General features: G+C 73.0%; 11 protein-coding genes. 6 read left to right on the top strand and 5 right to left on the bottom strand.

Translation table 11 applies throughout. The features are described from left to right. From VGO20_RS12915 to VGO20_RS12905, 3 genes are all read left to right on the top strand, one after another. Window positions 1-1,065, top strand: a 1,065-nt coding sequence (locus VGO20_RS12915; RefSeq protein WP_327502762.1) for an ABC transporter ATP-binding protein, incomplete at its 5' end; no start/stop codon positions are given. Continuing rightward, on the top strand, window positions 1,062-1,922 hold the full coding sequence (locus VGO20_RS12910) for a carbohydrate ABC transporter permease (protein ID WP_327502761.1): 861 nt from the start codon (window positions 1,062-1,064) through the stop codon (window positions 1,920-1,922). The genes VGO20_RS12915 and VGO20_RS12910, both read left to right, overlap by 4 nt. A gap of 8 nt (window positions 1,923-1,930) precedes the next feature. Further along, window positions 1,931-2,734, top strand: coding sequence for a carbohydrate ABC transporter permease (locus VGO20_RS12905; RefSeq protein ID WP_327502760.1), 804 nt, complete (start codon window positions 1,931-1,933; stop codon window positions 2,732-2,734). A 93-nt stretch (window positions 2,735-2,827) separates the two neighbouring features. Here VGO20_RS12905 and VGO20_RS12900 read toward each other — a convergent pair whose 3' ends face one another. Further along, complete coding sequence (locus VGO20_RS12900; RefSeq protein ID WP_327502759.1) at window positions 2,828-3,946, bottom strand: aminotransferase class V-fold PLP-dependent enzyme; 1,119 nt, start codon at window positions 3,944-3,946, stop codon at window positions 2,828-2,830. Further along, window positions 3,943-4,416, bottom strand: a complete 474-nt coding sequence (locus VGO20_RS12895; protein ID WP_327502758.1) for a RidA family protein — start codon at window positions 4,414-4,416, stop codon at window positions 3,943-3,945. The genes VGO20_RS12900 and VGO20_RS12895 overlap by 4 nt, the downstream gene beginning before the upstream one ends. A gap of 171 nt (window positions 4,417-4,587) precedes the next feature. Here VGO20_RS12895 and VGO20_RS12890 point away from each other — a divergent pair, with 171 nt between their 5' ends. Next, a complete protein-coding gene (locus tag VGO20_RS12890; RefSeq protein WP_327502757.1) occupies window positions 4,588-5,505 on the top strand; it encodes a LysR substrate-binding domain-containing protein in 918 nt (305 codons plus the stop codon). Window positions 5,506-5,514: 9 nt separating this feature from the next. Here the strand turns inward: VGO20_RS12890 and VGO20_RS12885 are convergent, their stop codons facing one another. Further along, on the bottom strand, window positions 5,515-6,096 hold the full coding sequence (locus VGO20_RS12885) for a GNAT family N-acetyltransferase (RefSeq protein ID WP_327502756.1): 582 nt from the start codon (window positions 6,094-6,096) through the stop codon (window positions 5,515-5,517). 106 nt (window positions 6,097-6,202) lie between these two features. On the opposite strand from VGO20_RS12885, the gene VGO20_RS12880 reads away from it, so the two are divergent. Together VGO20_RS12880 and VGO20_RS12875 are read left to right on the top strand one after the other, a co-directional pair. After that, the gene (locus VGO20_RS12880; protein ID WP_327502755.1) at window positions 6,203-7,099 is read left to right on the top strand and encodes a LysR family transcriptional regulator; all 897 of its coding nucleotides are present in this window, start codon (window positions 6,203-6,205) and stop codon (window positions 7,097-7,099) included. A gap of 125 nt (window positions 7,100-7,224) precedes the next feature. Next, complete coding sequence (locus VGO20_RS12875) at window positions 7,225-7,668, top strand: DoxX family protein (RefSeq protein ID WP_327502754.1); 444 nt, start codon at window positions 7,225-7,227, stop codon at window positions 7,666-7,668. Between the two features lie 43 nt (window positions 7,669-7,711). Here VGO20_RS12875 and VGO20_RS12870 read toward each other — a convergent pair whose 3' ends face one another. Both VGO20_RS12870 and VGO20_RS12865 read right to left on the bottom strand, forming a co-directional pair. Continuing rightward, complete coding sequence (locus VGO20_RS12870; RefSeq protein WP_327502753.1) at window positions 7,712-8,380, bottom strand: DUF4276 family protein; 669 nt, start codon at window positions 8,378-8,380, stop codon at window positions 7,712-7,714. After that, the coding region (locus tag VGO20_RS12865; RefSeq protein ID WP_327502752.1) for an AAA family ATPase at window positions 8,377-9,228 on the bottom strand (852 nt) is incomplete at its 5' end. The genes VGO20_RS12870 and VGO20_RS12865, both read right to left, overlap by 4 nt.

Genomic DNA, 9,228 nt, shown 5'->3' with positions numbered 1-9,228 from the left:
GACGGGCGCCCGGTGCTGCGCGGGATCGACCTGGAGGTGGGGCCGGGCGAGATCGTCAGCATCCTGGGCCCGTCCGGCTGCGGGAAGTCGACCCTGCTGCGCGCGGTCGCCGGCCTGGTCCCGGTCGACCGGGGCGGCCTGCGCATCGCCGGGCGGCCGGTGGACGGGGCCGAGCCGCGCAACCGCGGCGTCGCGATGGTGTTCCAGTCCTACGCGCTCTACCCGCACATGACGGTCGCGCAGAACGTGGCGCTGCCGCTGATGATGCGCCGCATGACCCGGCTGCAGCGCCTGCCGCTGCTCGGCCGCCTCGTCCCCGGCTCGCGCGAGCTGCGCGCCGGCATCGCGCGCGACGTCGCGCGGGCGGCCTCGGTCGTGCGGCTCGACGGGCTGCTCGACCGCCGGCCGTCCCAGCTCTCGGGCGGGCAGAAGCAGCGCGTGGCGCTGGCCCGAGCGCTGGTGCGCGACCCGGTCCTGTTCCTGCTCGACGAGCCGCTGTCCAACGTCGACGTCCAGCTCCGCGCCTCGGTCCGCGACGAGATCCTGGATTTGCGCCGGCGCTCCGGCGTCGCGATGCTGTTCGTGACCCACGACCAGTCCGAGGCGATGGCGATGTCGGACCGGGTGGCGCTGATGGCGGAGGGCCGCATCCTCCAGTCCGGCCCGCCGGCCGCGGTCTACGACGCGCCCGCCTCGCTGGAGGCCGCGCGCCTGCTGGGGGCGCCCGCGATCAACGTGCTGGCGGCGGACGAGGTGGCCGAACGGCTGAGCCTCGCCTTCGAGCCGTCCCGCCCCGGCGCGCGGCCGGCCTGGATCGCGTTCCGCCCGGAGCGCTGCCGCGTGCTCGCCGGCGGGCCGGGCGTTCCGCTCTCGACCCGGCGGGTCGAGCGTCTGGGTGCGGAGACGATCCTGCGCGCCGCGACCCCCGGCGGCACCCAGGTCTCGCTGCGCCTGCCGGGCCCCTGCGTGATCCTTCCGCCCGACGCCTTCGCGGTCGCGCCCGGCCCCGAGGGCTGGCTCGCCTTCGACGCCGACGGAGCGGCCTGCGGCCGCGTGACGGCGTGAGGGGCCCGTCGCCCGCCTTCGCGGCGCCGGCGCTGTTGATGCTGGGCGCCTCGGTGTTCGTGCCGCTGCTGGCCGTCGCCGCCTTCTCCCTCACCGACTACCGGCTGGGCTACCGGGACCTGGCCCCGGTCGGGGCGGACAACTACGCCTCGGTGCTGGCGGACCCGGGCGTGCTGCGCGCGGTCGCCAACAGCGCGCTGTATTTCCTGCTGGTGACGCCGTTGTCGGTCCTGGGCGGGCTCGCCGCCGCGATCGCGGCCGAGGGGGCCGGGCGGTGGCGGCCCTGGCTGCGCGCGGCGCTGTTCGTGCCCTACGTCTCGCTGCTGGTCGCGATGGGCGTGGTGTGGGAGCTGATCCTCCATCCCTCGATCGGCCCCGTGAACGGGCTGCTCGCCGCCCTCGGCCTGTCGCCCCAGGCCTTCCTCGCCGATCCCGACCAGGCGCTGTGGGTGCTGTGCGCGATCGGGGTGTGGCAGCAGCTCGGCTTCAACATGGTGCTGTTCTCGGCGGCCCTGCAGGCGGTGCCGTCCGACCTGCTGGAGGCGGCGGCGCTGGACGGCGTGCCGCCGGGCTGGGAGCGCGCGGCGCGCATCATGGTGCCGCTGCTGGGCCGGACGGCGGCGTTCGCGCTGCTCGCGACCGCGGTCCACGCGCTCCAGGTCTTCGACCTCGTGGCCGTGCTGACCCGCGGCGGCCCCGCCGGCGCCACCGAGGTGATGCTGTACGCGATCTGGCGCGAGGGCTTCAGCTATTTCGACATCGGCCGCGCCGCCGCGATGACGGTCGTGCTGCTGGGGCCGCTGGCGCTGCTGTGCATCGCCTACTGGCGCCTCGTCCGCCGGGCCGGGGCGGTATGAGTGGCGGCGTGAACGGCCGGGGGACGCGGGCGGCGCTGGGGCTGCTGGCGCTGGTCTGGCTGGTGCCTTACGCGGTGATGCTGACCGTCTCGGTTCTCGACCTGTCGGTGCTGGGGACCGGCCCGGCCGGGGGCTGGCTGACCCTGCGCCACTACGAGCGCGTGCTGGCGGCACCGCTGGTCGGCCGCAGCCTGCTGAACGGGGTGCTGGTCTGCGCGCTGATCCTGCTGCTCCAGCTCGCCTGCTGCATTCCCTGCGGCTATGCGCTGGCGCGCGGGCGCTTCCGCGGGCGCGGCCTCGCCGGCGCGGTCGTGCTCGCCGCCGTGCCGATCCCGATCCATGTCACCGCGCTGCCGCTCTATGTCGGCTTCGTCGAGCTGGGGCTCGTCGACACCTACGCGGCGCTGGTGCTGCCCTTCGCGGCCTCGGCGCTGGGCATCCTGATGTTCCGCCAGGCGATCGCCGGCCTTCCGGAGGAGCTGTTCGAGGCGGCGCGGCTCGACGGGCTCGGCGAGGCGTCGATCCTGCTGCGCGTCGTCCTGCCCTGCATCCGCCCGACCGTGGCAGCCTTCGCGGTGCTGTCGGTGGTGGCGCATTGGAACGACCTGTTCTGGCCGTTCCTGGTCGTCGAATCGGCCGAGCTGGCGCCGCCGGCGCTGGCCGCGCTGTTCGCGCGCAACGCCGAGTCCGGCACCGATTTCGGCGCGCTGATGGCGAGCGCCGCCCTGGTGTCGACGCCCATCGTCGCCGCCTTCCTGGTCGGCCAGCGCCTGTTCGTGAACGCCTTCGCCTTCTCCGGGATCAAGGGGTGAGGGGGCCCTTTGCGCGGCCCGCGGCGGGTCACCGCGCAAGGCCGGCGACCGCGCGGACGAGCCGGGCGATCTCGTCTTCGGTGTTGAGATAGCTCACCGAGGCGCGGACGATCTCGCGGAGCCCCCGCGCCGCCATGTCGAGCGGCGTGTAGGGCACGCCGTTCGCGCCGACGCGCAGCCCTTCGGGGCCAGCCGCTCCCGCAGGTCCTGCGCTTCCATCCCGTCGAGGGTGAACGACACCAGCCCGGACCGCTCCGTGCCCAGGTCGCGGACCGTCACGCCGGCGATCCCGGCGAGTTGCGCCCGGAGGCCGTCGGCCAGGTGCCGGATCCGCTGCCGGATCGCGTCGGCGCCGATGGAGCGGGCCTGGCTCAGCGCGACGGCGAGCCCGAGCAGCAGCGCCACCGGCGTCTCAGCCATCTCGAACAGCCGTGCATCGGTGCGCCGCGCCGGTCCGGTTCCCGACCACGGGGCCGACTGCACGTCGAGGAACGCGGGGTCGAGCCTCTCGGCGAAGCCCGAGCGCACGTAGAGCAGCGCCGTACCGCGCGGGCCGCGAAGATATTTGCGCCCGGCGCCCGCCAGGACGTCGCAGCCGATCGCGCCGACATCGACCGGCATCTGCCCGAGGGCCTGGCCGGCGTCGACGAAGTACGGCACCCCGGCGCCCCTGGCGACGCGGCCGACCGCGGCGGCGTCGTTGACCAGGCCGCCGTTCGCCGGCAGCCAGGTCAGCGAGACGAGCCGCACGCGGTCGTCGATCATCGCCGCCAGCGCGTCCGGGTCGACGCTGCCGTCGTCGCGGCAGGGGATTTCCTCGACGCCGGCGCCGGCCCGGTCGGCGGCCGCCCGCATCGTGGCCAGGTTGCCGCCCCATTCCTGCCGCCCGACGAGGATACGGTCTCCTGCCCGCAGCTTCGGCAAGGCCGCGAAGGCGAGTCCGAAGCCGGCCGAGCCGCTGGTTGTGAAGGCCACCTCGTCCGCCGCCGCCCCCAGCAGCACCGCGGCGTCGGCCCGCGCCGCCGCGATGGTGCCCCCGGCCCCGGCCGCCGCTTCCATCGCGCCGTGAAGCGCCTCGTGCCGGAGATGCCCGGTCACCGCCGCTACGGTGGCGGCGTTCGGCAGGGAGGCTCCGGCATGGTTGAAATGCGCGCCGGACGCGCAGCCCGGCGTCTCGTCCCGCAGGCGCGCGACGTCCAGCGTGCCGGTCACGCCCGGTCCTCGATCTCGACGACTGCGTCCACCTCGACCGCGACCCCGCGCGGCAGCGAGGCCACGCCGACCGCGGCGCGCGCGTGCTTCCCCGCTTCCCCGAACACCGCCACCATGAGGTCGGAGGCGCCGTCGGCGACGTCGGGATGGCGCGTGAACTCCGGCGTCGCCGCGACGAAGACGTTCAGCCGGACGACCCGGCGGACGGCCGCGACCGTCCCGTCGGTCGCGCCCGCCACCTGGGACAGGACGCCGAGAGCGGCGGCCCTGGCGGCCTCCCGCCCCTGCTCGACGTCCAGCTCCGCGCCGAGGCGGCCGAGAAAGCCCGGCTTGCCGTCGACCAGGCTGATCTGCCCCGAGACGTGAAGGAGATTGCCGGCCCGGACGGTCGGGACGTAGTTCCCGGCCGGTGCCGCCGCGGGCCGCAGCGAGAGGCCGAGGGCCGTCAGCTTCTCCGCGATGGTGGTCATTGGCTCTAGCTCCTGCTGTTTGCGCGACTGTGCCGCCCCCGGGACCCGCATGGCCAATTCAAAGCATCGCCGCGTGCGATCGATATGGCTCATGTCTTGCGATCGATGCTAGCTTCGCCCGGCCCAGTCCAGTCCAGTCCAGCCCGGCCCACTCCAGCCCTGCGGCCCGCGATGCGCGCATCCCCGACTCTGCCGCCCCTGCAGTCCCTGCGCGCCTTCGAGGCGGTCGGCCGGCTGATGAGCTTCCGCCGCGCGGGCGACGAGCTGTCGATCACCCAGAGCGCCGTAAGCCACCACATCGCGGCGCTGGAGCGCTACCTCGGCAAGGCGCTGTTCGTTCGGGGGGCGAGGGGGATCGCGTTCACGCCCGAGGGCGAGCGGTACTTCCAGGTGATCCGCAGGAGCCTCGACATGATCGCGTCCGGCACGGCCGATCTGCGGGAGCGCGCGGGTCGGGAGCGCCTGCGCGTCAGCCCGCTGCCGTCCTTCGCGGCGAACTGGCTCGTTCCGCGGCTCGCCCGCTTCACGCAGGCGCATCCCGGCATCGAGCTGGTCCTCGATCCGACCCTGCGGCTGACCGACCTCGACGCCGGCGAGGCGGACATGGCGATCCGATACGGCACCGGAAACTGGGACGGCGGCGAGGCCCGGCTCCTGCTGGCGGAGCGCCTGACGCCCGTGGCCGGCCCGGCCCTGCTTCGGCGCGGCCCGGCCATCGGCGAGCCGCGGGACGTGCTGCGCCATCCGCTGCTCTGCGCGGCGCGCGGGACCGAATGGCAGGCCTGGGCAGAGGCCAGCGGCGTGGATCTCGCCGGCGCGCGCAGGATCGAGCTCACCGACTACAACATCGTCCTGCAAGCCGCGATCGAGGGGCAGGGCATCGCCCTCGGGCGTCTCGTCCTGATCGCGGACCGGGTGCGTGCCGGCGCCCTCGTCCTGCCTTGCCCGAACCACGTGACGACGGATCGCTTCGGCCATTGGCTGGTCGAGCCGCGCCGCCGCGAACCGTCGCCGGCCGCCCGGGCGTTCGCAGGCTGGCTGTTCGAGGAAGCCGAGACGACGGCAGGCCGGAGACGGGAGTGGACATGAGGCGCCTAGTCAGGAGGTGACGGGCTTTCCCAGCAGCACCACGTCGCCGTCCGCGATGGCGAGGCAGGGGTGCGGGACGACCGGCCGCCGGGCCATCTCCCGGTATCCAAGCCTCAGATAGAGCCGCAGCGCGCCCTCGTTGCGCTCGAAGCAGGTGAGGCTGAGCCGCGCCAGCCCGAGCGCCCGGGCCTTCTCCTGCGCCGCCGCGAGCAGCAGGGTGCCGATGCCGCGGCCCCGGAACTCCGGGAACACCGCGAGGTCGGAGACGCGCAGGCTTCCGGGATCGTGGAGTTCGGCGTAGGGGCGCAGCACGGGGTCGTCGCCGATGTCGGGGGCCGCCGCCTCCATGGGAAAGGCGTGCAGCATCGCGGCCACCCGTCCTTCGCTCTCGGCGACCAGGCAGCAGCGCCAGGTGAAAGGGCCGCCGTCGCGGGCGTAGCGCCTTATGCCGGACAGGAGCGGCGTCTCGCCCGGCAGCGCCGCCTGTCTCCAGACATGCTCCGACAGTCCGTGGGAGGAGGCGAGGAACAGCCGGGCGAGGGCCGGGGCGTCCTCGCGCACGGCATCGCGCAGTCTCACGTCGCTTCCCATGCGGACCTCCTCCCGCTCCGGCAGGTGACGCATCATAGGCCCGGGCGGGCCGGCCGGCACTGGCCGGATTGATCGCCGACCCGGGCACCCGCTACGCTGTCCCGCCATGAACATCGATCCCGTTTCGCTGGACCAGCTCCGCGTCGTGCTGGCGGTCGTCGAGGCCGGAAGCTTCACCGCGGCGGCGAAGCGGCTGCGCCGCGCGCAGTCGGCCGTCAGTCAGGCGGTCATGAGCCTGGAGCGCCAGCTCGGCGTCGCCCTGTTCGACCGCGACGGCTACCGCCCGGTGCCGACGCCGGCCGGCCGCGCGCTGCTGGCGGAGATCCGCTCGATCGTCGAGCGCAGCGAGAGGCTGCGCGCGCAGGCCTCGGCGATCGCGTCGGGCCTTGAGCCCGAGCTCGCCGTCGTCCTGGACGCGGTCTATCCCATGCGCGCCTTCGCGCGCATCCTCTCCGAGTTCCGGGAGCGCTTCCCGACCGTGGCGGTGCGCCTGTTCGTCGAGGCGCTGGGCGGCGTGGTCGAGAAGGTCACGGACGGGACCTGCGCGCTGGGCGTGCTGGCGACGATGCCGCAGCTTCCCGCGGGCCTGACCGGGCATGCGCTGCGGCCGGTCCAGATGGTCCCGGTGGCGGCGGCGGGCTCCCCACTCGCCCGCGCCGGGGGGAGGATCCCGGAGGAGCGGCTGCGCGACCACGTCCAGATCGTGCTGAGCGACCGTAGCCGGCTGACCGAGGGCCGCGACTTCTGGGTCCTGTCGCCGCGGACCTGGCGCGTCGGCGACCTGTCGAGCAAGCGCGAGCTGCTGCTGGCCGGCCTCGGCTGGGGCATGATGCCCCGGCACATGGTCGCCGAAGACCTGGAGTGCGGCGACCTCGTGCGCCTCGCGATCGAGAGCGTCCCCGAGACCGACCACCTGCCGGCCTTCGCCTTCCACCGCGCCGGCGAGGTGCCCGGCCCGGCGGCGGCCTGGATGCTGGACCGGCTGCGCCAGGGCGTCGACTGAACATCATCTCCCTTACAGATGATTTTGATCGGAATTTCATCGCTATTCCGGCAGGCGCCGATCCGCGATGCTCCTCTCCAGCGGCCCGGGTTTCCGGGCATCCCACCGGATGGAGGAGACATCCCATGACCACGGACACCCGGGCCGACTACGCGGCCCTGATCCTGCGCGTTTCGCTCGGCCTCAGCCTGTTCGCCTACGGCTTCCTGCTGAAGGTGCTGACCTTCACCCCGGCCGGCACGGCGGCGTATTTCGAGTCCATCGGCTACCCGGCCGCACTCGCCTACTACGTGATCGCGGTCGAGGCCGTCGGCGGCCTGATGCTGGTCGCCGGCCTGTGGAGCCGCTGGGTGTCGCTGGCGGCCCTGCCGGTCCTGCTGGGGGCGACCCTGCAGCACTTCCCGAACGGCTGGATCTTCTCCAACGAGAACGGCGGCTGGAGCTATCCCGCGTTCTGGGCGGCGGCGCTGGTGGTGCAGTTCCTGCTCGGCGACGGCGCCTATGCGCTGCGCCCGGCGGCCGAGCGCGCGCTCGGCCTGCGCGCCCGGCCGGCGGCGGCACGCGCCTGAGTATGCAAGTCGAGCCGTCCGGCGACGGCTCGACTCCCTCCGGTCAGCGGCGGAGCCGTTCCAGCCGCGACACCCAGTCGTCGAAGCGCGCGCAGGCGGCCCGGATCACCGGCAGCTTCAGGTGATCGGCGAACTGCGGCGCGTGAAGCAGCTTGGTCCGTGCGGTGTAGCGCAGCAGGGGAGGCGCGTGCTCGCGGGTCCATTCCTCGAGCCGTTTCGATGGCGCGGTGTTCGGACCGTCGTTGACACGTTCGGGCGATCCGGCGCGAGCCACCGCGGACGCGACCAGCGTCTCCAGTGCGGGCGCCTTGAAATAGGCCGCGACCATGGCCGGATCGGACAGCAGCAGTCCTTCGAACTCATGGAGCTGGACGTAGGGGATCAGGTTCGGGGGCGAGCCCAGCCGTTGCGCGATCCGCAGCTCTAGGGCCGCCACGTCCTCGCCCGGCTGCCGGTCGCGGAAGCCGTAGAAGTCGTAGAGGGACGTCACGAAACCGTCGCGATAGTCGAACCGCAGACGGCGCAACTCGCCCACGACGCGATCCAGATTGATGCCGCCGCCCTTCGCCTTGGTGCCGGCGGCGCTGCGGCTGGTCGCAACGATCACCGGCGTGGCCCAGATGCGAAAGCCGGCGAGATGGGGAGCCAGGACGACCTTGACGAACCGCTCTTCCGTTTGCCCCTCGACCGAAACGGCGAGGCGGATGCTCACGGGCGGCCCCCGATCACGTTCTTCTCCCAGATGTCCCCCATCGCGAACTCGTCCATCCAGGGCAGGACCTCCTCCTTGGACAGCCGGCGGAAGCAGGAGGCATCCTCCACCCGGTCGACGATCACGAAATCCTCCCAGCCGAACTGGTTGGCGAAGACCGGCGACTGCGTCGCCGCGATGATCTGCACCTCCGGCGCCACCTGGTACATCAGGGCGGCGAGCTGGGCGACCGCGGCAGGATGGAGGCCGAGTTCCGGCTCGTCGAGGACGATGGTCGAGGGCGGGTCCGGTTGAAGCAGCAGGGCCGCCATGGCAATGAAGCGCAAGGTGCCGTCCGACAGATCGCTGACGTCGAACAGTTCGTCGCGGCCCACATGGCGCCACCGCAGCCGGATCAGGTCGCTGTTCAGCGCTTCCGGGCGCAGGACGAACGTGCCGATGAACGGCGCCACCATCCGGACGAAGTCCAGCAGCATCTCCAAGGTCTCTGGATGCTGCTCCTGCAGATAGAAGAGGAAGGCGGGCAGGTTGCCGCCGTCCGCGGCGAGCCGCTCCGGCTCGATCAAAGGTGCGCTGCTGCGCAGAGGTGCGTTCTCCGAGGTGTCGTGGAAATGGTAGACGCGCCAGTTCTCGATCGGCCGGTAGATGTAGGGCGGGATGCGGCCCCCGCGCCTGGTGCGGCGGAGCTGGGTCTCGGTCTGGTTCGGGACGTGGATCTCCTTCCGCGCGCCCATGAACGCGCAGCTTTCCTCGGTGAAGACGAGGGTGCCTTCGGCCGTCGGCTCGAGGATGGCGCTGTATTCGTTGACGTCCGAACGAAAATGGATCTCCAGCCGCTGCGTGGCCTG

The organism is Arenibaculum sp. (assembly GCF_035998295.1).
Classification (GTDB): Bacteria; Pseudomonadota; Alphaproteobacteria; order Azospirillales; family Azospirillaceae; genus DASYHS01.
Note: the sequence above shows the minus strand (reverse complement) of the source record. Positions and strands in the feature narration are given on the sequence as shown.

Coding starts and splice junctions, on each gene's coding strand:
- VGO20_RS12890 (WP_327502757.1), top strand. CDS start 4,588: ATGCGCGCATCCCCGACTCTGCCGCCCCTGCAGTCCCTGCGCGCCTTC.
- VGO20_RS12885 (WP_327502756.1), bottom strand. CDS start 6,096: ATGGGAAGCGACGTGAGACTGCGCGATGCCGTGCGCGAGGACGCCCCG.
- VGO20_RS12895 (WP_327502758.1), bottom strand. CDS start 4,416: ATGACCACCATCGCGGAGAAGCTGACGGCCCTCGGCCTCTCGCTGCGG.
- VGO20_RS12875 (WP_327502754.1), top strand. CDS start 7,225: ATGACCACGGACACCCGGGCCGACTACGCGGCCCTGATCCTGCGCGTT.
- VGO20_RS12880 (WP_327502755.1), top strand. CDS start 6,203: ATGAACATCGATCCCGTTTCGCTGGACCAGCTCCGCGTCGTGCTGGCG.